Origin of the sequence: Pseudomonas sp. DWP3-1-2, from assembly GCF_049896285.1 — a bacterium.
GTDB lineage: Bacteria > Pseudomonadota > Gammaproteobacteria > Pseudomonadales > Pseudomonadaceae > Aquipseudomonas.
Genome location: NZ_JAFCTZ010000013.1, coordinates 57,940 through 79,756, shown reverse-complemented (window position 1 = coordinate 79,756; position 21,817 = coordinate 57,940). Strand labels below are relative to the sequence as shown.

The 21,817-nt window shown below is 60.9% G+C and carries 26 protein-coding genes; 12 read left to right on the top strand and 14 right to left on the bottom strand.

What is annotated here, in order from left to right:
* The first annotated feature begins 6 nt into the window (after window positions 1-6).
* The gene (locus ACP7B0_RS21315; RefSeq protein WP_426143638.1) at window positions 7-918 is read left to right on the top strand and encodes a restriction endonuclease; all 912 of its coding nucleotides are present in this window, start codon (window positions 7-9) and stop codon (window positions 916-918) included.
* A 48-nt stretch (window positions 919-966) separates the two neighbouring features.
* Here ACP7B0_RS21315 and ACP7B0_RS21310 read toward each other — a convergent pair whose 3' ends face one another.
* Window positions 967-1,569 (bottom strand): glutathione S-transferase family protein, encoded by a 603-nt coding sequence (locus ACP7B0_RS21310; protein ID WP_426143636.1) that lies wholly within the window; start codon window positions 1,567-1,569, stop codon window positions 967-969.
* Window positions 1,570-1,834: 265 nt separating this feature from the next.
* Here ACP7B0_RS21310 and ACP7B0_RS21305 point away from each other — a divergent pair, with 265 nt between their 5' ends.
* The 3 genes from ACP7B0_RS21305 (at window position 1,835) to dxs (ending at window position 5,016) form a co-directional block, all read left to right on the top strand.
* Complete coding sequence (locus ACP7B0_RS21305; RefSeq protein ID WP_020289635.1) at window positions 1,835-2,077, top strand: exodeoxyribonuclease VII small subunit; 243 nt, start codon at window positions 1,835-1,837, stop codon at window positions 2,075-2,077.
* Complete coding sequence (locus tag ACP7B0_RS21300; protein WP_426143635.1) at window positions 2,074-2,961, top strand: polyprenyl synthetase family protein; 888 nt, start codon at window positions 2,074-2,076, stop codon at window positions 2,959-2,961. Before ACP7B0_RS21305 ends, ACP7B0_RS21300 begins: the two co-directional genes overlap by 4 nt.
* A 159-nt stretch (window positions 2,962-3,120) precedes the next feature.
* Entirely contained in the window at window positions 3,121-5,016 is a 1,896-nt protein-coding gene (gene dxs / locus ACP7B0_RS21295; protein WP_426143634.1) for a 1-deoxy-D-xylulose-5-phosphate synthase, read from the top strand.
* Between the two features lie 158 nt (window positions 5,017-5,174).
* Here dxs and ACP7B0_RS21290 read toward each other — a convergent pair whose 3' ends face one another.
* From ACP7B0_RS21290 to nrdR, 10 genes are all read right to left on the bottom strand, one after another.
* A complete protein-coding gene (locus ACP7B0_RS21290; RefSeq protein ID WP_426143633.1) occupies window positions 5,175-5,594 on the bottom strand; it encodes an MFS transporter in 420 nt (139 codons plus the stop codon).
* Window positions 5,591-6,208, bottom strand: coding sequence for a GTP cyclohydrolase II (gene ribA, locus ACP7B0_RS21285; RefSeq protein ID WP_020289639.1), 618 nt, complete (start codon window positions 6,206-6,208; stop codon window positions 5,591-5,593). Before ribA ends, ACP7B0_RS21290 begins: the two co-directional genes overlap by 4 nt.
* A 171-nt stretch (window positions 6,209-6,379) precedes the next feature.
* Window positions 6,380-6,889 carry a phosphatidylglycerophosphatase A family protein gene (locus ACP7B0_RS21280; RefSeq protein ID WP_426143632.1) on the bottom strand — a complete coding sequence of 170 codons (510 nt, stop codon included), beginning with the start codon at window positions 6,887-6,889 and terminating at the stop codon, window positions 6,380-6,382.
* Window positions 6,886-7,851 carry a thiamine-phosphate kinase gene (gene thiL / locus ACP7B0_RS21275; RefSeq protein WP_426143631.1) on the bottom strand — a complete coding sequence of 322 codons (966 nt, stop codon included), beginning with the start codon at window positions 7,849-7,851 and terminating at the stop codon, window positions 6,886-6,888. Before thiL ends, ACP7B0_RS21280 begins: the two co-directional genes overlap by 4 nt.
* A 121-nt stretch (window positions 7,852-7,972) precedes the next feature.
* Complete coding sequence (gene nusB, locus ACP7B0_RS21270; protein ID WP_426143630.1) at window positions 7,973-8,470, bottom strand: transcription antitermination factor NusB; 498 nt, start codon at window positions 8,468-8,470, stop codon at window positions 7,973-7,975.
* Complete coding sequence (ribH, locus tag ACP7B0_RS21265) at window positions 8,467-8,943, bottom strand: 6,7-dimethyl-8-ribityllumazine synthase (RefSeq protein ID WP_426143629.1); 477 nt, start codon at window positions 8,941-8,943, stop codon at window positions 8,467-8,469. The genes nusB and ribH overlap by 4 nt, the downstream gene beginning before the upstream one ends.
* 133 nt (window positions 8,944-9,076) lie before the next feature.
* The gene (gene ribBA, locus ACP7B0_RS21260; protein WP_426143627.1) at window positions 9,077-10,168 is read right to left on the bottom strand and encodes a bifunctional 3,4-dihydroxy-2-butanone-4-phosphate synthase/GTP cyclohydrolase II; all 1,092 of its coding nucleotides are present in this window, start codon (window positions 10,166-10,168) and stop codon (window positions 9,077-9,079) included.
* 16 nt (window positions 10,169-10,184) lie between these two features.
* The gene (locus ACP7B0_RS21255; protein ID WP_020289645.1) at window positions 10,185-10,856 is read right to left on the bottom strand and encodes a riboflavin synthase; all 672 of its coding nucleotides are present in this window, start codon (window positions 10,854-10,856) and stop codon (window positions 10,185-10,187) included.
* Window positions 10,857-10,904: 48 nt separating this feature from the next.
* Window positions 10,905-12,005, bottom strand: coding sequence for a bifunctional diaminohydroxyphosphoribosylaminopyrimidine deaminase/5-amino-6-(5-phosphoribosylamino)uracil reductase RibD (gene ribD / locus ACP7B0_RS21250; RefSeq protein WP_426143673.1), 1,101 nt, complete (start codon window positions 12,003-12,005; stop codon window positions 10,905-10,907).
* A 41-nt stretch (window positions 12,006-12,046) separates the two neighbouring features.
* A complete protein-coding gene (gene nrdR / locus ACP7B0_RS21245; RefSeq protein WP_426143625.1) occupies window positions 12,047-12,511 on the bottom strand; it encodes a transcriptional regulator NrdR in 465 nt (154 codons plus the stop codon).
* Window positions 12,512-12,715: 204 nt separating this feature from the next.
* Here nrdR and ACP7B0_RS21240 point away from each other — a divergent pair, with 204 nt between their 5' ends.
* From ACP7B0_RS21240 to trxA, 3 genes are all read left to right on the top strand, one after another.
* Window positions 12,716-13,168 carry a YbaY family lipoprotein gene (locus tag ACP7B0_RS21240; protein ID WP_426143623.1) on the top strand — a complete coding sequence of 151 codons (453 nt, stop codon included), beginning with the start codon at window positions 12,716-12,718 and terminating at the stop codon, window positions 13,166-13,168.
* The gene (locus ACP7B0_RS21235) at window positions 13,165-13,818 is read left to right on the top strand and encodes a class I SAM-dependent methyltransferase (protein ID WP_426143621.1); all 654 of its coding nucleotides are present in this window, start codon (window positions 13,165-13,167) and stop codon (window positions 13,816-13,818) included. Before ACP7B0_RS21240 ends, ACP7B0_RS21235 begins: the two co-directional genes overlap by 4 nt.
* Window positions 13,819-13,894: 76 nt before the next feature.
* On the top strand, window positions 13,895-14,767 hold the full coding sequence (trxA, locus tag ACP7B0_RS21230) for a thioredoxin (protein ID WP_426143619.1): 873 nt from the start codon (window positions 13,895-13,897) through the stop codon (window positions 14,765-14,767).
* Here the strand turns inward: trxA and ACP7B0_RS21225 are convergent.
* On the bottom strand, window positions 14,764-15,105 hold the full coding sequence (locus tag ACP7B0_RS21225) for a hypothetical protein (protein ID WP_426143618.1): 342 nt from the start codon (window positions 15,103-15,105) through the stop codon (window positions 14,764-14,766). The genes trxA and ACP7B0_RS21225 overlap by 4 nt on opposite strands.
* Window positions 15,106-15,889: 784 nt before the next feature.
* Between ACP7B0_RS21225 and ACP7B0_RS21220 the strand changes: the two genes are divergently transcribed.
* The 5 genes from ACP7B0_RS21220 to ACP7B0_RS21200 all read left to right on the top strand — a co-directional run bounded on the left by ACP7B0_RS21220 (window position 15,890) and on the right by ACP7B0_RS21200 (window position 19,860).
* Window positions 15,890-16,474 carry a DUF2796 domain-containing protein gene (locus ACP7B0_RS21220; protein WP_426143616.1) on the top strand — a complete coding sequence of 195 codons (585 nt, stop codon included), beginning with the start codon at window positions 15,890-15,892 and terminating at the stop codon, window positions 16,472-16,474.
* An 84-nt stretch (window positions 16,475-16,558) separates the two neighbouring features.
* The gene (locus ACP7B0_RS21215; protein ID WP_426143672.1) at window positions 16,559-17,269 is read left to right on the top strand and encodes an ABC transporter ATP-binding protein; all 711 of its coding nucleotides are present in this window, start codon (window positions 16,559-16,561) and stop codon (window positions 17,267-17,269) included.
* Window position 17,270: 1 nt separating this feature from the next.
* Entirely contained in the window at window positions 17,271-18,536 is a 1,266-nt protein-coding gene (locus tag ACP7B0_RS21210) for an ABC transporter permease (protein ID WP_426143614.1), read from the top strand.
* A gap of 11 nt (window positions 18,537-18,547) precedes the next feature.
* Entirely contained in the window at window positions 18,548-19,069 is a 522-nt protein-coding gene (locus ACP7B0_RS21205; RefSeq protein ID WP_426143612.1) for a DUF3299 domain-containing protein, read from the top strand.
* A 104-nt stretch (window positions 19,070-19,173) separates the two neighbouring features.
* Window positions 19,174-19,860 (top strand): OmpW/AlkL family protein, encoded by a 687-nt coding sequence (locus tag ACP7B0_RS21200; protein WP_426143610.1) that lies wholly within the window; start codon window positions 19,174-19,176, stop codon window positions 19,858-19,860.
* A 79-nt stretch (window positions 19,861-19,939) separates the two neighbouring features.
* Here ACP7B0_RS21200 and ACP7B0_RS21195 read toward each other — a convergent pair whose 3' ends face one another.
* On the bottom strand, window positions 19,940-20,869 hold the full coding sequence (locus tag ACP7B0_RS21195; RefSeq protein ID WP_426143608.1) for an NAD-dependent epimerase/dehydratase family protein: 930 nt from the start codon (window positions 20,867-20,869) through the stop codon (window positions 19,940-19,942).
* The gene (locus tag ACP7B0_RS21190) at window positions 20,862-21,746 is read right to left on the bottom strand and encodes a sugar nucleotide-binding protein (RefSeq protein WP_426143606.1); all 885 of its coding nucleotides are present in this window, start codon (window positions 21,744-21,746) and stop codon (window positions 20,862-20,864) included. The genes ACP7B0_RS21195 and ACP7B0_RS21190 overlap by 8 nt, the downstream gene beginning before the upstream one ends.
* Window positions 21,747-21,817: the final 71 nt, after the last annotated feature.

Genomic DNA, 21,817 nt, shown 5'->3' with positions numbered 1-21,817 from the left:
GTCACGATGCCAATCCCGGATTTTCAAAGCGTCATGCGGCCGGTGCTCGCCACCGTTGCCGACGGCACTCCGATAGCGCTGAGCGAACTGCGCGAGCGCATCGCCGACGCGTTTGTGCTTAACGAGGAGGAGCGCACCGAGCGCCTGCCTTCCGGCAAGCAGACGGTGATCAACAACAGAGTCGGTTGGGCACGCACCTATCTGAACAAGGCGGGGCTGCTGAGCATTCCCACCAAAGGAATGGTGCAGATCACTGAGCGCGGTCGCGAGGCACTGGACAGCGGCCCGGCACGCATTACCGTGAGTTGGCTCAAGCAATACCCGGAATTCGCCGCGTTTCATTCGACCACACCCGCCGACAACGCCACACAGGCTTTGCAAAGCGAGCCGGTCGAGCAAGCCACCCCCGACGAGCAACTGGCCGCAGCACACCAGGCGCTGACGCAATCGCTGGCTGATGATCTGCTGACTCAAGTGCGTGCCGCCTCGCCGACCTTTTTCGAGCAACTGGTGGTCGACCTGATGATCGCCATGGGTTATGGCGGCTCACGCAAGGAGGCAGGGCAAGCGACCCAGCAAACCAACGACGACGGCATTGACGGCATCATCAAGGAAGACAAGCTCGGCCTGGACGTGATCTACCTGCAAGCCAAGCGCTGGACTCACACCGTCCACCGTCCGGAGATCGACAAGTTCATTGGCGCCCTCACCCGCCAGCGCGCCCGCAAGGGGGTATTCATTACCACTTCGGACTTCTCCAGCGGTGCCCGCGAAGCCGCTATGAGCCTGGATATAAAAGTGGTGCTGATCGATGGTCTCGAGTTGGCACGGCTGATGGTCGAAAACAACCTGGGTTGCAGCGTGAAGCAGGTTTACGAAGTGAGGCATCTGGACAGCGACTACTTCGTCGAGTACTGACCGGTACACCTCGTCCGTCACAAACCGGCCTGCGCCCCCACCTGCAACTCACTCAATCGAATACTTCCTAAACGCCGAATGCTGCTCTGCCAGATCAGCATTGCGTTGCAGGTTGGGGAAGGCTTCGGTGTTGATTGCGTCTGGCAGCATGTGCTGGGTGAACGACCAGACCACTGCGGCGGTGAGGGTGGCTTGGGTCAGGGGTTCGCTCGGGGGGTTGGCGAGCTGTTTTTCCAGGGCGGAATAGGCGGCCAGCAGTTGCCCGGTTACGCGTTCGATCCACGGTTCGTGAAGTTTTTCCGATGGCCGCAGCTTGTGTTCATAGACGATTTGCACGGTTTTCTCGGAGGCGGCCAGGGCCAGCCCGAGCAATTGCAGGTCGTGGGCGCGGGCTGCGGGGGATTGAGGCAGCAGCTTTTTCTCGGCGGGGGCCAAGTGTTCGAAGTAGTCCAGGATCAGGCTTGAATCCATCAGCGTGGTCGAATCATCCAGCACCAGCGTTGGGGCTTTGACCACGGGATTGATTTTGGAAAACTCTTTGAAGGTGCTGAAGACCGAGAGCGGCAGATGCTCAAAATCGACACCGTACAAATCCAGGGAAATAGCCACGCGACGCACGTAGGGTGAGTCCAGCATGCCGACCAGTTTCATAAAGCCTCCATTTACGACGGGGTGGTGTTCGAAGTCGAAGGTGTACGCCTGCGTTGCATTCAACAGGTTTTTTAGATCCCCGTCTGCCCCTCTTCGGCTCGATCCTCGCTCATTACGACGCTCTCAAGCTTTGCCCTGGCATTGCAGCTTTTAAAGTGAGCCCGATCTGGCGGAAATTTCCAGTACCGATCGGACAGCTCAATTTGCCCCGACGCCCTCGCTCTGCTAGTGTCGCGGCGGTTTAACCTCTACCGGAATAGCGCTCATGGCCCGCAAGAAAGCTGCACTGGATTTCGAACAATCCCTCGCTGATCTGCAAACGCTGGTAGAGCGTCTGGAGAATGGCGAGTTGTCGCTGGAGGATTCCTTGACTGCGTTCGAACAAGGCATCCGTCTGACCCGCGACTGCCAGGGCGCTTTGGCCCAGGCGGAGCAGAAGGTTCAGGTGTTGCTGGAGCGCGACGGCGAGTTGGCTGAAGAGCCGTTCGATGCGGAACAGCCCGAATGATTGCAAGCTATCAGGCCCAGTGCCAACAGCGGGTCAATGCGGCGCTCGACAGCCTGTTTGTCGCGCCAAGCCCGGAGCTGACGCGCCTTTACGCGGCCATGCGCTACAGCGTGATGAACGGCGGCAAGCGTGTACGCCCGTTGCTCGCTTATGCAGCCTGCGAGGCGTTTGGCGGCAGGGCTGAAGATGCCAATGGTGCGGCCTGTGCGGTGGAGTTGATCCACGCTTATTCGCTGGTCCACGACGATTTGCCCGCCATGGACGACGACGACCTGCGGCGCGGCCAGCCGACCACTCACAAGGCGTTCGATGAAGCCTGCGCGATTCTGGCCGGAGATGGTCTGCAAAGCCTGGCGTTTACGGCGCTGTTCGATCAGCGCCTGACGCCACAGGATGCAGAAACCCGCCTGCAAATGGTCGGTGCGCTGGCATTCGCTGCGGGGCCTGCGGGCATGGTCGGCGGTCAGGCCATTGATCTGGGGTCGGTGGGCATCAAGCTCGATCAGACCGCCCTGGCCTTTATGCATCGGCACAAGACCGGCGCGCTGATTGAAGCCAGCGTCAAGCTCGGCGCCCTGGCCAGCGGCCACGCCGATCAAGCCCGACTCGATGCATTGCAGACCTACGCCTACGCCATAGGCCTGGCCTTTCAGGTGCAGGACGACATTCTGGACGTCGAAAGCGATACCGCGACCCTGGGCAAACGCCAGGGCGCCGACATCGCCCGGGACAAACCGACTTACCCCGCGTTGCTGGGCCTGGACGCTGCCAAGGCTTACGCCCTGGAGTTGCGCGATCAGGCGCTGGATGCCCTGCGACCTTTCGACGCGGCCGCACAACCGCTGCGCGATCTGGCCCGCTACATCGTCGAGCGACGTAACTAAAAGGCTCTCGGCCCTCAAAAGATGACGAACTGGCTTCCGTGAGTCAGGTCACAGTCATGAGTTTGATCTTTGTGTCTGACCATCCACTGCCGCACTTCATGGGCAGCATGCGATGCATCAGGTAAACTGCCGCCTCTTTTACTAATAACGATTCGCCTGATGCCCACGACGTTCAAAGAGATTCCCCGCGAGCGCCCCGCCACGCCGCTGCTCGACCGTGCCGAAACGCCGGACGGCTTGCGTCGGCTGGGTGAAGCCGAGCTGGAAGCCCTGGCCGATGAACTGCGCCTGGAGCTTCTTTATTCTGTTGGTCAGACTGGCGGGCATTTCGGTGCCGGCCTCGGTGTCATCGAGCTGACCATCGCCCTGCATTATGTATTCGATACCCCGGACGACCGTCTGGTCTGGGACGTCGGTCATCAGGCGTATCCCCACAAAATCCTCACCGGTCGGCGTCAGCGCATGGCTACGCTGCGTCAGAAGGACGGCGTCGCCGCTTTTCCGCGGCGCAGCGAGAGCGAGTACGACACCTTTGGCGTCGGTCACTCCAGCACGTCCATCAGCGCCGCCTTGGGCATGGCCATTGCCGCCCGCCTGCAGGGCAGCTCGCGAAAGGCCATCGCCGTTATCGGTGACGGCGCACTGACCGCAGGCATGGCGTTCGAAGCGTTGAACCACGCGCCTGAAGTGGCCGCCGACATGCTGGTGATCCTCAACGACAACGACATGTCGATCTCGCGCAACGTCGGCGGGCTGTCGAACTATCTGGCCAAGATCCTTTCCAGCCGCACGTACGCCAGCATGCGCGAAGGCAGCAAAAAAGTGCTGTCACGCTTGCCCGGTGCCTGGGAAATAGCCCGGCGCACGGAAGAATACGCCAAAGGCATGCTGGTCCCCGGCACCTTGTTCGAAGAGCTGGGCTGGAACTACATCGGCCCTATCGATGGCCACGACCTGCCGACCCTGATCGCCACGCTGCGCAACATGCGTGACCTCAAGGGCCCGCAATTCCTGCACGTGGTGACCAAGAAAGGCAAAGGCTTCGCACCTGCCGAAGCCGATCCGATCGGCTACCACGCCATCACCAAGCTCGAACCCTTGAACGCGCCGATTGCCGCGCCGAAAAAGGTCAGCGGCCCGAAGTATTCCGGCGTTTTCGGCCAGTGGATCTGCGACATGGCCCAAGCCGATTCGCGGCTGGTCGGCATCACGCCGGCGATGAAAGAAGGCTCGGATCTGGTGGCGTTCAGCGAACGCTTCCCGGAGCGTTACTTCGACGTCGCCATCGCAGAACAGCACGCCGTCACGCTGGCGGCGGGCATGGCCTGCGAAGGCTCCAAGCCGGTCGTGGCGATTTACTCAACGTTTTTGCAGCGCGGCTACGATCAGCTGATTCATGACGTGGCCGTGCAGAACCTCGACGTGCTGTTCGCCATCGACCGCGCCGGTCTGGTGGGCGAAGACGGCCCGACCCACGCGGGCAGCTTCGACTTGTCTTACCTGCGTTGCATCCCCGGCATGGTGGTGATGGCGCCGAGCGATGAAAACGAACTGCGCATGATGCTCAGCACCGGCTACCTGCATGAAGGCCCGGCGGCGGTGCGTTATCCGCGTGGCACCGGCCCGAACGCAATGATCGACAGCAGCCTTGCGCCCATCGAGATCGGCAAAGGCGTGGTGCGTCGTAACGGCCAGGGCGTCGCTATCCTGGTGTTTGGCGTGCAGCTGGCCGACGCCTTGAAAGTGGCCGAAAAGCTTGATGCCACGGTCATCGACATGCGCTTCGTCAAGCCGATTGATGAAGCCTTGATCCGCGATGCTGCCGCCAATCACGAACTGTTGGTGACCCTCGAAGAAAACGCCGTGATGGGCGGCGCTGGCGCGGCTGTCAGCGAATTCCTGGCCCGTGAGAACATCCTCAAGTCCGTGCTGCACCTGGGCTTGCCGGACGCTTACGTCGAGCACGCCAAGCCCGCGCAAATGCTGGCGGAATGTGGTCTGGATGAAGCGGGAATCGAAGCGGCGATCAACGAGCGGTTAGTGTTGATTGGTTGAGCATCGTTGGGGGTGCAGTTCACACCGTGGGACCGGCTTTAGCCGGGAAGGGGTAGTTCAGGCGATGCAGATGCAGCGAACGCCCTGGCTTCTTCCCGGCTAAAGCCGGTCCCACGAGGTGTGGAGGTCCCACGATCATCAGGCTGCGGACCGTGACCTCAGCCCAACTGCCGCGGTATCCGATACAGGTACAACAACACCACGCTGGAAATCGCCAGTAACACCAACGGCACCGCCTCCAGCCCCACAAACACTGCAGCGGCGGCAATCCAGGCGGGCAGTCCTGCCGCGAGAAATGCTTTGCGCCGCACTGCGCCCAGGTGGGCCCAGGCAGCGGATTCTTCAGGGGTGTCCAGCGCAGCCTCGGTGGCGATCAATGCCCGTTTGTAGGCACCAAAGGGCTTGAGGCTGACAAACATCGAGAGCAACCCGGCGATGAACAGCGGCATCGCCAACACCAATGACATGGTGTCATCGGAGCCAAACAGCGCACAGGCCACAATCAAGGGGCCGAGCGTCAACAGCAACTGCCCCCACCACGCCAGCGCCAGGCGACGTCTCACGTTATTGCGGTTCACGCCCGGTCTGCCTCGCCCTGATGCTCATTGCCCATCATGTGGCCCAGCTTCCCGGCCTTGGTGGCCAGGTACAGTTTGTTGTGCGGATTGTGGCCGGTGTGCAGCGGCACGCGTTCGGCGACGGTGATGCCCATTTCGGTCAAGGCTTTGACCTTGCGCGGGTTGTTGGTCATCAAGCGCAAGGATTCGACACCCAAATGCTGCAGCATCGGCAGGCAGATGGCGTAGTCACGCTGGTCCGCAGCAAAACCGAGACGTTCATTGGCCTCCACAGTATCGGCGCCGCCGTCCTGCAACTCGTAAGCGCGGATTTTGTTCAGCAGGCCAATGCCCCGACCTTCCTGACGCAGATAGAGCAAGACGCCGCGCCCTTCGGAAGCAATAGCACGCAGCGCGGCCTCGAGCTGGGAGCCGCAGTCGCAACGCTGACTGAACAAGGCATCGCCGGTCAGGCATTCGGAATGCACCCGGCCAAGGACCGGGGCGCCATCGGACACATCGCCGAGGCTCAAAACGAGATGTTCACGACCCGTTGCAGATTCAAGAAAGCCATGCATGGTGAATTGCGCAAACGGGGTTGGCAGCTTGGAAGCGGCGACAAATACGACGGGCACCGTGTGCTCCTGATCAGTATGAGGACTGGAAATTCGCAAGGCGGCATTGTAACAGCAGGTTCCCGCCCACGCTCAGGCTCAATTGCTGGCCATATCGATCGGAAAGCTGGATGGATGCGTCTGGATGATGACGATGCGGGCACGTCGCAGGTCGCGACGCGCCCCGCTCAGTCAGATGAAATGCCAGCCCCAGACCAGAACCTGCATGGCCAGCCAGGCGAACACGCCTGCCAGGACGTCGTCGAGCATGATGCCTACGCCACCGCTGACATGCCGGTCTATCCAGTGGATGGGCCAAGGCTTGAGGATGTCGAAGAAGCGGAACACCAGAAACCCCACCAACAGCCAGACCCACCCTTCGGGCACCAGCCACAACGTGATCCACATGCCGACCATTTCATCCCAGACGATGCCTTCATGGTCATGCACGCCCAGATCGTCAGCCACTTTGCCGCACAGCCAGAAGCCGAACAGCATGGTGATGCCCAGCATCAGCCAGTAACCCCAGTCCGGCAGCATCTGCCACAGCGGAATGAACGGCACGGCGACAATAGAGCCCCAGGTTCCCGGCGCCTTGGGCAGCGTGCCGGAACCGAAGCCGAACGCCAGGAAGTGCCAGGGATTGGTCCAGACCGACGGTGGAACGTTTTCCGCCGGGACCTGCTTAGGATGATCTGTCACCGTGTCTCCCGAAAATGTTGATAGCCGCGAGTCAGGACGGGAATGTCCTGCCCATTGGCGTCAATCAGCGCAACGCCCTCACCCGCCTCGACACGGCCAATGACGTGCACCGGCCAGCCCGCTGCCTGCAAACCCGCCAGATGACCGGGCGGCAGGGTAAAGGCCAGCACGTAATCATCACCGCCACTGAGCGCTGCCTGTTGGGCGGCCTGCAAGCCGAGCAGTTCCAACAGATGCCCGGACATGGGCAGTGTTTCCCGCTCCACCACCAAGCGCACCTTGGACGCCAACGCGATATGCCCGCAGTCCGCCAACAGCCCGTCTGAAATGTCCAAAGCGGCACTGGCCTTGCCCCGAAGGGCCTGCCCCAGCGCCAATTGCGGCTGAGGTGTCCAGTAACGTGCCAATAACGCCTGAGCGGTAGACGCCTGAGCTTCGCGCTCGTTCAACACCAGCGTCAATGCACCTGCGCCATCGCCCAGTGGGCCGCCGACACAGAGCAGGTCGCCCGGCTGCGCGCCACGGCGGGTCAGGGCCTGCCCGGCGGGCACCCGGCCAAAAACCGTCAGGGTCAGGCTCAACGGCCCGCGGGTCGTGTCCCCGCCCACCAAGCGTAGCCCACAGCCTTGCGCCATGACGTTCAGGCCGCGGGCAAAGGCGTGCAGCCAGTCGGCGTCAACGTCAGGCAGGGTCAAGGCAAGGGTGAAGGCAACGGGCGTGGCCCCCATGGCCGCAAGGTCGCTGGCAGAAACCGCAAGCGCACGCTGGGCGAGGAGGAAAGGGTCACACACATCGGGGAAGTGCACCCCGGTCACCAGGGTATCGGTGGAGATTGCCAACTGCGCGCCGGGGGGCAGCGTCAGCAAGGCGCAGTCGTCACCGATCCCCAGAGCAACGCCCTCGCCCGCCTGCGCACAGGGGGCAGCGGCGAAGTAATTGCGGATCAGTTCGAACTCGCCCATTTCAGTCTCGTCCTGCAGGACACGTTGGAGCGAGGCTTGCCCGCGAAGCCGATCTTCCTTCCGGAATATCGGCTGAATGTTCCGGCCTCTTCGCGGGCAAGCCTCGCTCCAACGGCTCTTCCTAGCGCTTGTGCGCCTTGACTTCGACTTCGCGCAGACGCGGAGCCAGCTTGTCGAGCACGCCATTGACGAACTTGTGGCCGTCGGTGGAGCCGTACACTTTGGCCAGCTCGATGCCTTCGTTGATCACAACGCGGTAAGGCACGTCGATGCGCTTGAGCAGCTCGTAGGTGGACAGACGCAGGATCGCCAGCTCAACCGGGTCGAGCTCTTCGATGGTGATGTCCAGGCAAGGCGCGAGCACGGCGTCGATTTCGCTCTTGTTGGTCGGCACGCCGCGCAACAGCTCGCTGAAATAAGCGCCATCGACGTTCTTGAAATCGTTATCGACGCGGAACTGCGCCTCGATTTCATTCAGCGAATGACCTGCCATGTGCCACTGATACAGGGCCTGAGTGGCCATCTGGCGCGCTTCGCGACGCTTGGCACTCTTGCTTTTGGCAACTTCAGGCGATTTTTCTTCGCGTGGGTTGAACTGATCGCTTTCGTCGGAAATCACTTGGCCTCCAACTGCGCCAGCAGGCTAACCATTTCAAGGGCGGACAGCGCCGCTTCTGCGCCTTTGTTGCCAGCCTTGGTGCCGGAACGCTCGATGGCTTGCTCGATGGAATCAACGGTCAGCACGCCGAAGGCGACCGGGATACCGAATTCCATGGACACCTGAGACAGGCCTTTGACGCATTCGCCAGCCACGTATTCAAAGTGCGGAGTACCACCGCGAATGACCGCGCCGAGGGCAACGATGGCGGAGTATTCGCTCAGTTGGGCAACTTTCTGCACAACCAGTGGAATTTCGAAGGCACCCGGCGCACGGATGATGGTGATGTCGCTTTCGCTCACGCCATGGCGAACCAGGGCATCAACGGCACCGCTCACCAGGCTTTCCACGACAAAGCTGTTGAAACGGCCTACCACAAGGGCGTAGCGACCTTGGGGGGCGATGAAGGTACCTTCGATGGTCTTCAGGGTCATTCGGGTGAGTCTCGTCTTAAAGAGCAAGCACGCCTTGGCGGCGGACTTTGAGGGATTTTAGGCCACGAATCGTCACTGTCAGGGCGAAAGCGGCATAACCCTGAAGGTTCGACCGCCAACGCCCTGCCGGTATTTATTCGGAGGGCACGTATTCTACAACTTCCAGATCGAAACCGGATATCGCATTGAACTTCATCGGTGAACTCATCAGGCGCATTTTGCGCACGCCCAGGTCACGAAGGATCTGCGAACCGGCACCGACCGTGCTGTACGTGGTCGGCGATTTGATCGGCAACTGTTCGGCGGTCTCACGAATATGAGCCAGAAGAACGTCGCCATCCAGCGGGTGTCCGAGCAGCAGCACGACACCGCTGCCAGCCTTGGAGACCGCGGACATAGCGGCGCGCAGGCTCCAGCGGCCGGGCTGCTTGACCATCAGCAGATCGCGCAGCGGGTCCATGTTGTGGACCCGGACCAGCGTCGGTTCATCGGCGCAAATCTTGCCCAGGGTCAGGGCCAGATGCACGTCGCCTTCCACGGAATCGCGGTAGGTCACCAGGTTGAACTGGCCCAGTTCGCTGTCCATCGGCTGCTCGGCAATCCGCTGAACGGTACGTTCATGGATCATGCGGTAGTGAATCAGGTCGGCGATGGTGCCGATCTTGATGTTGTGTTCAGCAGCAAAGGTCTCCAGTTCGGCGCGACGGGACATGGTGCCGTCGTCGTTCATCACTTCGCAGATCACACCGCTGGGTTCGAAACCCGCCATGCGCGCCAGATCGCAGGCCGCTTCCGTGTGCCCGGCGCGGGACAGCGTGCCACCGGCCTGGGCCATCAACGGGAAAATGTGCCCGGGGCTGACGATGTCTTCTGCCCTGGCGTCCTTGGCGGCCGCGGCTTGCACGGTGCGGGCGCGGTCTGCAGCGGAAATGCCGGTGGTCACGCCTTCGGCGGCTTCGATGGACACGGTGAACTTGGTGCCGAAACCGGAACCGTTACGCGGGGCCATCAAGGGCAGCTTGAGGGTTTCGCAGCGTTCGCGCGTCATGGGCATGCAAATCAACCCGCGGGCGTGCTTGGCCATGAAATTGATGTGTTCGGCTTTCACACACTCGGCGGCCATGATCAGATCGCCTTCGTTCTCGCGATCTTCGTCGTCCATGAGGATGACCATTTTGCCCTGGCGAATGTCTTCAACCAGCTCTTCGATACTGTTGAGCGCCACGTGGCACCCCCTTGAGTCAGGATTTGAGGTAGCCGTTGGCGGCCAGAAAACTTTCAGTGATGGTGCCAGCCTGCCCTTTGGAGGAATCGGCGGCCTTGTCACCCATCAACAGACGCTCCAGATAGCGCGCCAGCAGGTCCACCTCCAGGTTCACCTTACGGCCCGCACGGTAGTCGGACATGATGGTTTCAGCCAGTGTATGCGGCACGATGGTCAGTTCAAACTCAGCGCCATCGACGGCGTTCACGGTCAGGCTGGTGCCATCGACCGTGATCGAGCCTTTATGGGAGATGTACTTGGCCAGCTCCCGTGGCGCACGAACGCGGAACTGAATCGCCCGGGCGTTTTCCTCTCGGGACAGGATCTCGCCAACGCCGTCCACATGACCGCTGACCAGATGACCGCCCAGGCGGGTCGTAGGCGTCAGGGCTTTTTCCAGGTTGACGCGGCTGCCGGGTTTGAGATCGACCATTGCTGTCACGTCGAGGGTTTCGCGGCTCACGTCAGCCCAGAAGCCGTCGCCCGGCAGTTCTACCGCAGTCAGGCAAACGCCGTTGACCGCGATGCTGTCGCCCAGCTTGACGTCGCCCAGATCGAGCTTGCCGGTTTCCACATAAACGCGGACATCGCCGCCTTTAGGGGTCATGGCGCGGATGCTGCCGATGGATTCGATGATGCCGGTAAACATGGGGTCCTCCAGAAGACCAAAGCCTGCGCGCTGAGCGAAAGGCCGAAATTATACGCCCGCCAGCGGCGTTGGTATCGCAATGACTCGCCAGTCATTGCCAACGGCACGCATTTCCAGGATGTTCAGCTCCAGCGCTTCACTCATCTGCGCCAATGGCAGGTCGAGCAACGGGCGGGCCGAAGAGCCGAGAAACTTGCCCGCGATGAAAATCTGAAATTCGTCAACCAGCCCCAGGCGCGTGAACGCCCCCGCCAGACGCGGTCCGGCTTCGATCAACACGTCGTTGGTGCCCCGCGCCGCCAGCTCGACCATTAATTTGCGCAGATCCACATGCCCCCCCGCGCCCGCCAGGGCCAGCATGTCATGGCCTTCATCGTGATAGCGCTCTCGGGCCGACGCCGCTGCGCATGTGGCAACCAGCGCATGATCGGCCTGAAAGAACGGCGCACTCAACGGCACCCGCAAGCGACCATCGACCAGGACACGCAACGGCGGACGCGTCATTGCCAGCGCGGTCAACTCGGCATTGAGGCCCAGTTCGTCGGGGCGCACGGTCAACCGGGCATTGTCCGCCAGGACGGTGTCCGCCCCGGTGAGCACCACACTCGACTGCGCACGCAGACGCTGAACGGCCGAGCGTGCCTGCGGCCCGGTGATCCACTGGCTCTCGCCGCTGGCCATGGCCGTGCGACCGTCCAGGCTCATGGCCATTTTGACCCGCACGTAAGGCAGGCCTTTTTCCATGCGCTTCAAGAAGCCTTTATTCAGGGCTCGGGCTTCGCTTTCCAGCACACCGCACTGCACCGCAATGCCCGCCCCCATCAACCGCAACAGGCCGCGACCGGCCACGTCGGGATTGGGGTCCTGCATGGCCGCCACCACCCGCGCGACACCGGCATTGACCAGCGCGTCGGCACACGGCGGTGTACGACCGTGATGGCTGCAAGGTTCGAGGGTGACGTATGCAGTGGCGCCTTTGGCCTTGTCGCCGGCATGCAGCAGTGCGTGGACTTCGGCGTGGGGTTCGCCCGCCCGTGCATGCCAGCCTTCGCCAACAATCTGCCCATCACGCACGATGACGCAGCCGACCCGGGGGTTGGGATGCGTGGAATAAATACCCTTGCGCGCCAGTTCCAGCGCACGCGCCATGTAATGGACGTCCAGCGCGGTTTGCTCAGTCAACGGCGCACTCACTCTTGAACCGGCTCACGCGCCAGACGATCAATCTCTTCCCGAAACTCGTTGAGGTCCTGAAAGCGCTTGTAGACCGATGCGAAGCGGATATAGGCCACTTCGTCGAGCTTTTGCAGCTCGCTCATGACCAGTTCACCCACCACCAGGGATTTGACCTCGCGCTCACCCGTCGCCCGCAGCTTGTGCTTGATGTGGGCCAGCGCGGCTTCGAGCCGTTCGACACTGACCGGGCGCTTTTCAAGGGCACGCTGCATACCGGCGCGCAGTTTTTCTTCATCGAAAGGCTGACGACTGCCGTCTTGCTTGATCAGACGCGGCAGCACCAGTTCGGCGGTTTCGAAGGTGGTGAATCGCTCACCACAGGCCAGGCATTCGCGACGGCGACGTACCTGTTCGCCTTCGGCAACGAGGCGTGAGTCGATGACTTTGGTGTCATTGGCACCGCAGAAGGGACAGTGCATGGGCGCAGGCAACAAAAATAGGAAGGGCGGCCATGGTAGCGCATCCCGCAGGCAAGACAAGTCTTGGCCTTTACGGTATATAGACGCGCAGCGCACGAGCGGTTGAGTAATACTCCCCACAGCGTGAAGCTTTTTACCTCCCGTCAGCGATGAATGAACGGTTCCCATGGCCGTCCTTCGTATAAGTATTTGTTGGAGCTGTTCATGACGCTACGACCGTTTATCCTGCTCGGCCTCGTCGGGCTGCTCGCTGCGTGCAGCAGCAACGATGCCGCCAAACCTTCCCCTACCAAAGCCGTAACCGCGCCGACGACTAAAGCGCCCGACGGCCCGGGGCCACTGCAACCCTTTCAGCGCGAGCTGAGCGGCCAGTTGCTGGGCGTGCCGGCCGGTGCCGAAGTGGAATTGGCCCTGCTGGTGATCGACGCTCAGGGTCGCCCGCAAAAACTGCTGACCAGCACCAAACTGGCCGGCAACAATCAATCCCTGCCGTTTCAACTGCGCTTCAACCCCGAGGCTTTTCCCGTCGGGGCGCGGGTTGAATTGCGTGGCCGGGCGAGCAAATCCGGGCAATTGATCCTGCACCTGCCGTCCGTACAGATCCAGCAGCCCACCACTCAGGCGCTGGGAGCGCTGCAATTCGAACCCGCGCCATGATCCCACCGTTTCACCTGCAGCGGTCGCTGAGCGAACTGCTCGGCGATGCCCGCCTGGTTGCCACGCCACTCCCTGAAACAGCCCTGAAGCTGTGGCTGATAGACGCCGAAAACATGGACCGCGCCTTCAGCCCCGAAGAAACCCGGCGCATCCTCGACGAACCGCCTTACTGGGGTTTTTGCTGGGCCAGCGGCCTGGCACTGGCCCGTTTTCTGGCGGAGCATCCAGACTGGGTTGCCGGGAAGACCGTACTGGATTTCGGAGCGGGCTCGGGTGTTGCGGCGATCGCAGCGCTCAAGGCAGGTGCGCGGGAAGTGGTGGCCTGCGATCTTGATCCACTGGCCCTTGACGCCTGCCAGGCAAATGCTGAACTCAATGACGTGCAGTTGAGTTATTCAACGGATTTTTTCAGCGAAGCCGATCGTTTCGATCTGATTCTCGTCGCTGATGTTCTCTATGACCGGGCCAACCTGCCGCTGCTTGATCAGTTCCTGAGTCGTGGGCAGCAAGCCTTGGTGGCGGACTCCCGCGTCAGGGACTTTCAGCACCCGGCCTATGAGCGCCTGGGCATCCTTGAAGCGCACACATTGCCTGACCTGGCCGAGCCTCATGAATTTCGGCAGGTGAGCCTGTATCACGCACAGCGCTGAGACGGTTCTCGTTCAGGCTTTGCGCAAACCCCCGCGCCCTTTATAGTTGGCGGCATTCAGATTCCCGAGACTCGCAATGAACCAGGAAACCTCCTACATCTTCGACGCCACCGCTGAGACCTTTCAGCAACTGGTCATCGACAAGTCATTCGACCAACCCGTGCTGGTGGATTTCTGGGCCGAGTGGTGTGCGCCCTGCAAGGTGCTGATGCCCCTGCTGGCCAAAATCACCGAGGAATATCAGGGCGAACTGCTGTTGGCCAAGGTCGATTGCGACGCCGAGCAGGACATCGTCGCCCGCTTCGGCATCCGCAGCCTGCCCACCGTGGTGTTGTTCAAGGACGGCCAGCCCATCGATGGCTTCACCGGTGCACAGCCTGAGTCGGAAATTCGCAAGATTCTTGATCAGCACGTGGTCATGCCCGCGCCTGTGGCTGCCGACCCGCTCAAGCAAGCTCAGGAGATGTTCGCTGAAAGTCATTTCGCTGAAGCCGAAGCGGCGCTCCAGCAATTACTGACCGAAGACAACACCAATGCCGCAGCGCTGATTCTCTACGCACGCTGCCTGGCTGAGCGCGGTGAGCTGGGCGAAGCCCGGACAGTGCTGGATGCCGTCAAGAGCGACGACCACAAAGCGGAACTGGCCGGCGCGCGTGCGCAACTGACGTTCCTGGCTGAAGCCAAAGCCTTCCCCGATGCCGCCGAGCTCAAGGCCCGGGTCGCGCAAAACCCGCAGGACGATGAAGCCGTGCATCAACTGGCGATTCAGCAACTGGCGCGCCAGCAATACGAAGCCGCGCTGGAAGGCCTGCTCAAGCTGTTCATCCGCAACCGTAACTACGCCGACGGCTTGCCACACAAAACCCTGCTGCAAGTGTTCGACCTGCTGGGCAACGATCACCCACTGGTCACCGCGTACCGTCGCAAGTTGTTTGCCGCCCTGTACTAGTCCTTCCAGCTATAGAGCGGCGCGTCCTGGCCGCTCTCGACCTTAACCTGCGCACTGTGGCGCAAGCGCACTAACAGACGCTTGCCCGCCGCTGTGCTGCCGGTCAGGCCTTCCAGTTGATGCAGCAACTGCGGCCCACTCATCTGCCCCGCCTTGCGAAGCAAGTCCTGAGCGACTTGCCAAAGTGCATCGTCCTGACTGACCGGTTTGCTGTCGGCCACGGCCGCTTCGGGCTTGACGGCCTTGAGCTGCGCACCCAATTGCGCCCAGTCACCTTCGTCCAGCTCCAGCGTCAAATCCACCGGCCAATCGCCGACCGTTCCTCGAATGCGCAACATGTGGGTTTCCTCGTTTTTTCTGCTGGGGGACATGCTCGCATTTGAGCCACCGCCTTCGCGAATGAATTCGCTCCTACAGGTGAACCGTATTTCATTTACGAAGAGACCCGTGACAACCGCGTTCAAAGATTGGAATACCCGTTGGAGCGAGGCTTGCCCGCGAAAAGGCTGGTACATCCGATACACCTCTTGCGTCTGACCTGACGCGTTCGCGGGCAAGCCTCGCTCCTACAGATGGACCGTATTTCATTGTGGGAGCGGATTCATTCGCGAAGAGACCCGTGACAACCGCGTTCAAAGATGGAAATACCCGTTGGAGCGAGGCTTGCCCGCGAAAAGGCCGGTACATCCGATACACCTCTTGCGTCTGACCTGACGCCTTCGCGGGCAAGCCTCGCTCCTACAGATGGACCGTATTTCATTTACGAAGAGACCGTGACAACCGCGTTCAAAGATGGAAATACCCGTTGGAGCGAGGCTCGCCCGCGAAAGGGCCGGTACATCCGATACACCTCTTGCGTCTGACCTGCCGCGTTCGCGGGCAAGCCTCGCTCCTACAGGTGGACCGTATTTCATTTACGAAGAGACCGTGACAACCGCGTTCAAAGATGGAAATACCCGTTGGAGCGAGGCTTGCCCGCGAAAAAGTCGGCACATCCAATACACATCTCGCGTCTGGCCTAACGCGTTCGCGGACAAGGCGCATTTCAGCGGGGTTACTCGGACGCATAATTGTTATAAGATCACATAACGATTTTATCCAAATGTGTCCCGGAGACCGTTTATGCGCCGTCTGCTTCTTGCCCTGCCGTTCGCCCTGCTGCCACTCGCCCTCGCTCACGCGGCGGAAGAGCATGACCACGATCACGAACATGGCAGCCTCGGCGCACATGAGCATGGCGTGGGTCGCCTGGACGTGGCATTGGAGGGCCAGACACTGGAGTTCGAACTGGACAGCCCGGCCATGAACATCGTCGGCTTCGAACACCAGGCCACCAGCGATGAAGACAAAGCCAAGGTCGTCGCCGCCCGCGAGGTGTTGCTCAAGCCCAACGCTCTGTTCAGCATGCCGGAAGCAGCGCAGTGTTCGGTGACGTCGTTGAAACTGGAAAGCCCGTTGTTCGGCGACAAGCCTGACGCTGATGACCACGACCATGACGACGCGAAGGCCGATGAGCACGACGAACACAGCGAAATTCACGGTCACTACGCCTTCAACTGCAAGGTGCCAGCCGTGCTGAAAACCCTCGACCTGTCACAGATCTTCAAGTCATTCCCGGCCACCCAGAAACTTCAGGTGCAGCTGATTTCGCCAAAAGGCCAGTCAGGCGCGGAAGTGCGTCCAAGCAATCCGAAACTGAAGTTCTGATTGCGCTATGGTTCCAAACCGACCGGGCTTGCCCGGTCGTTTGTCTTTACCGCCCATGCCACGCACAAGGCCATCAAGCAGGCTATGACCCACGCACTTATTGAATTGTCCGACCTCGGTTTTACCTGGCCGGGGCATGCGCAGTTGCTGGACATTCCGGCATTCCGCCTGGAGGCTGGGGAAACGCTGTTCCTCAAAGGCCCCAGCGGCAGCGGCAAGACCACCCTGCTCGGTCTGCTCGGCGGCGTGCAGACACCCAATCGCGGCAGCATTCGCCTGCTGGGCCAGGAACTGACGCAGCTGTCTGCCAGCGCCCGGGACCGCTTCCGGGTCGATCACACGGGCTACATCTTCCAGCAGTTCAATCTGTTGCCGTTTCTGTCCGTGCGGGAGAACGTCGAGCTGCCGTGCCACTTCTCCAAAGTCCGGGCGCAACGGGCGATTCAACGTCACGGCAGCGTGGAAAAAGCCGGTGTCACCTTGCTCGCCCATCTGGGCCTTAAAGACCCGGAAATGCTCGAGCGTCGCGCGGATTCCTTGTCCATCGGCCAACAGCAACGAGTGGCCGCAGCCCGGGCCTTGATCGGCCAGCCAGAACTGGTGATCGCTGACGAGCCCACTTCAGCCCTGGACGCCGACGCACGGGAAGCGTTCATCAAGCTGTTATTTGCCGAATGCCGCGAAGCAGGCGCCAGCCTGTTGTTCGTCAGCCATGATCAAAGCCTTGCGCCGCTGTTCGACCGCGCGCTGTCGTTGTCCGAACTCAATCGCGCCGCCGTCGCCGCAGAGGTCTGAGATGTATCTGTTTCGCCTAGCCATGGCCAGTCTGGCTAACCGTCGTTTCACCGCCTTTCTCACGGCGTTCGCCATTGCCCTGTCAGTGTGCCTGTTATTGGCTGTCGAGCGAGTGCGCACCGAAGCCCGCGCCAGTTTTGCCAGCACCATCAGCGGCACGGACCTGATCGTCGGCGCACGCTCCGGGTCGGTCAACCTGCTGCTCTACTCGGTGTTCCGCATTGGTAACGCCACCAATAACATCCGCTGGGACAGCTTCGAGCACTTTGCCCAGAGCAAACAGGTGAAGTGGGCGATCCCGATTTCCCTGGGTGACTCCCATCGCGGCTATCGAGTGATGGGCACCAACGAAAGTTATTTCGAGCACTACCAGTTTGGTCGCCAGCAGCATCTGGAACTGGCTCAGGGTCGCGCCTTTGCAACCGATCCATTCGAAGTGGTGCTCGGTGCCGAAGTGGCCGACGCGCTGAAATACAAGCTGGGCGACAAGCTGGTCCTGGCCCACGGCGTCGCGGCGATCAGCCTGGTCAAGCACGACGACAAGCCGTTTACCGTGGTCGGCATTCTCAAGCGTACCGGTACGCCGGTGGACCGCACGCTGCACATCAGCCTGGGCGGCATGGAGGCGATTCACATCGATTGGCACAACGGCGTGCCCGCTCACGGCGCCGAAAAAATCACCGCCGATCAAGCCCGCAACATGGACCTCAAGCCTCAGGCGATTACCGCGTTTCTGCTTGGGCTCAACAGCAAGATCGCTACCTTCAGCGTGCAGCGCGAGATCAATGAGTATCGCGGCGAGCCGATGCTGGCGATCCTGCCCGGCGTAGCGTTGCAGGAACTGTGGAGCTTGATGGGCACCGCCGAAAAAGCGTTGTTCGTCATTTCGCTGTTCGTGGTGCTGACCGGATTGATCGGCATGCTGACCGCCATCCTCACCAGCCTCAACGAACGTCGGCGGGAAATGGCGATCCTGCGCTCGGTGGGTGCTCGTCCCTGGCACATCGCAAGCCTGCTGGTGCTGGAAGCGTTCGCCCTGGCGCTGGCGGGCGTGGTGAGCGGCGTGGTGTTGCTGTACGTCGGCATCGCCGCCGCCCAAGGCTATGTGCAATCAAACTATGGGCTGTTTCTTCCGCTCTCGCTGCCAAGTGAATATGAATGGACGCTGCTCGGCGGTATTCTGGCCGCCGCGTTATTGATGGGCACGGTGCCCGCATGGCGCGCCTATCGGCAGTCGTTGGCCGATGGTTTGTCGATCCGTTTATGAGGACATTGTGTATGCGCAGCCTGCTGCTCGCGCTTTTGCTTTCGGTTGCGACGCCGCTGTGGGCAGCCGACGTTCGAGTGCTGACCTGGGAAGAAATGATCCCGCCGGATGCGCCGAAAATCGCTCCGGTAACGGCACCGATCCATGATTTGTCCAGGCTCTCCGATGCCCTGTCGGTGGAGTCCGCGCCCGCTGCACATCAAATAGCGCCCCACGCGCCAGTGGTCAAAGCGCTCGATGGACAACGGGTGCGCCTGCCGGGCTATATCGTGCCGCTGGAAGTCAGCGAGGAAGGCCGCGTGACCGAGTTCCTGCTGGTCCCGTACTTCGGCGCCTGTATTCATGTGCCGCCGCCGCCCTCCAACCAGATCGTGCACGTCACCAGCGAGCTGGGCGTGAAGGTCGACGAGCTTTATCAACCGTACTGGATCGAAGGCCCCATGCAGGTCAAGCCGTCCAACAGTGAACTGGCGGATGCGGGTTATCAAATGGAAGCAGACCAGATTCTGGTCTATGAGTTGCCGGATTCCTGAACCGCAAGGGCTTCATCGCGTTTTCATTGAGCTGTGTCAAAGCCGCGTATCAGACGCGACGTAACATCGTACACAGACAACTTGAACCGCCTTTGGAGCCCCCCATGAACAAGACCTTGCTCAGCGCTTCCCTCTTTGCGCTCGCCCTCACTTCGCCACTCGTAGCCCAGGCTCACGAAGCAGGCGACTTCATCGTCCGTGCCGGCGTTGCGCACGTGGAGCCTAACGAAGACAGCGGTGAGCTGAAACTCGATGGCGCCAAGGTATCGGGCACCAAAGCGACCGTTGATGGCGATAATCAACTGGGCCTGACCTTCGCCTACATGTTGACCTCGCACGTGGGTATCGAGCTGCTGGCGGCGTCGCCATTCAGCCACACCGTTTCGGTCAAGGGCCTGGGCGCGAGCCTGGACGGCAAGCTGGCAGACGTCAAACAACTGCCTCCGACCCTGTCTCTGCAGTACTACCCAATGGAGCCGACATCGAAGTTCCAGCCGTACGCCGGTGTCGGTATCAACTACACCACGTTCTTCGATACTGACCTGACAGGCACACGTAAAAGCGAAGGGTTCAGCAACCTCAAGCTCAAGGATTCCGTCGGCCTGGCCGCTCAACTCGGTATGGACTACATGCTGACCGACAGGGTCATGCTCAACGCCTCGATCTGGTACGTCGACATCGACACCGAAGCCACTGTAGACGGCCCGTCTGCCCTGAGCGTTGGCAAGACCAAAGTCAGCGTCGACATCGATCCATGGGTCTACATGGCAGGTGTTGGTTACAAGTTCTGATACCCGAAAGGGACACAGAAACGAAAAAAGCACCTTCGCCGGTGCTTTTTTTATGCCTGTGATTTAAAGGCGCCGAGAGTCAGCGCCCCAGCAACCTTGCCAGCCCGACCGTCAACGGCGTCGGCTCATCCAGGGTGAAACGCGACAGGAGCCGCTGATTGTTGGCGCGCGAATGCTTGATGTCACCCGAGCGGGCTTCTTTGTAGGTAATTTCAGGCAACCGACCCAGTACGTCGGACAACGCGCCGAGTAGCTGATTGAGCGATGTTGTCTGGTTCAGGCCAACGTTGATGGCGCCTTCCTGAGGATCAGGTATTTCCAGCGCTTGGGTCAGCAGCTTGACCACATCGCCCACATAGAAAAAATCCCGGGTCTGTTCGCCATCGCCAAAGATGGCAATCGGCAATCCCTTATCGGCGCGCTCAGCGAAAATACTGATCACGCCGGAGTAAGGCGATGATGGATCCTGACGCGGGCCGAAGATGTTGAAGAAACGAAAAATCACCGGTTCAAGGCCGTGCTGGCGGCGGTAGAAATCCAGATAGTGCTCACTGGAAAGCTTGTCCGATGCGTAAGGCGTCAGCGGTGACTTGGGCGTGTCTTCACTGATGGGCTCGCCTTCGCCATTGTTGCCGTAAACCGCCGCGCTGGAAGCAAAGACCACGCGCTTGATACCCGCCTGACGCATGGCTTCGCATACGTTGAGCGTGCCGATGAAATTGCTTTGGTGCGTGCGAACCGGGTCTTCCACGGAGGCTTGCACCGAAGCAACGGCCGCCAGATGCACAACACCCTGACACCCTTGAGCAACACGAGCCACCAGGGCGGCGTCAGCGACATCCCCTTCGATCAACTCCACACGCGCATTGTTCAACGGCAGGTTGCTTCGCTTGCCGGTGGAAAGGTCATCAAGAATGCGAACGGCGAAGCCTTTGGCGAGCAGCGCATCGGTCAGGTGCGAGCCGATGAAACCGGCACCGCCAGTGATTAAGACAGGAGCATCAAACATGTCGGTAGTAGCGATCCAGTAGGCTTGGCAGGCCAGCACGCCATGCGCGCGGCTTGATACCAAAAGTGTGGAGGATTTTCTTGCAGGCCAGCACGCCATGTTGCGGCTCTTCGGCGGCGTCCGGTCGTGCGGCGTGGGCCTGGGCGGTGGGCGATTCAATGGCCAGCGGATGCAGTGGGCGGGCTTCAGTAAGAATCGCTTGCCCCAACGCCAGCGGCGTCGTCGCCTCGTGTCCGGCGTAGTGGTAAGTACCCCACAAGGGTGCCTCGCAATCGAGTTGCTTGAGCACGGCGATAATCACCCGCGCGGCGTCGTCGACGGGCGTCGGGTTGCCACGACGGTCATCGGCCAGCAGCAACTCCTGGGGCGATTCGGCCCGGGTCAGGAAACGGCCCAGCACGCCATCGGCGCTGTCGTCGAGCAACCAGCCAAAACGCAGCAGCACATGTTGCGGACAGGTGGCGCGCACGCTTTGCTCAATACGCCACAGCGCCTGACCGCGCAGGCCCAAAGGCACTGGCTCGTCTTTTTCGCTGTAGGCCGTTGCCCGCGAGCCATCGAAGACCCGATAGCTTGAAGGCTGAAATAGGACAATGTTGTGGTGCTGGCACAGTTGGGCGAGGCGCTCCACAGAGCGCTCCTGACTGGCTAGACGGGACTCGCTTACCGTTTCGGCCTGGAACCAGTCGAAATAGTACGCAAGGTTGATCAAGGCATCGGGACGGGTGTCATCGAGCAGTTGCGTCAGGCTCGCTGCATCCCAGCCGTCTTGCGGCGGACGCGGCGCGAGGAAACCAATGTCTTCCTCGGCACCCAGACGAATCAGCGCCTGCCCGAGGGCATTCCCGCCGCCCAACAGCATAAGGCGCATTCGCATAGAGTCAGCAGGCTCGGATAAAAGTCGTTGAAATATTTTGTGTAAAACGCCTGCAAACATATCACGTTGGA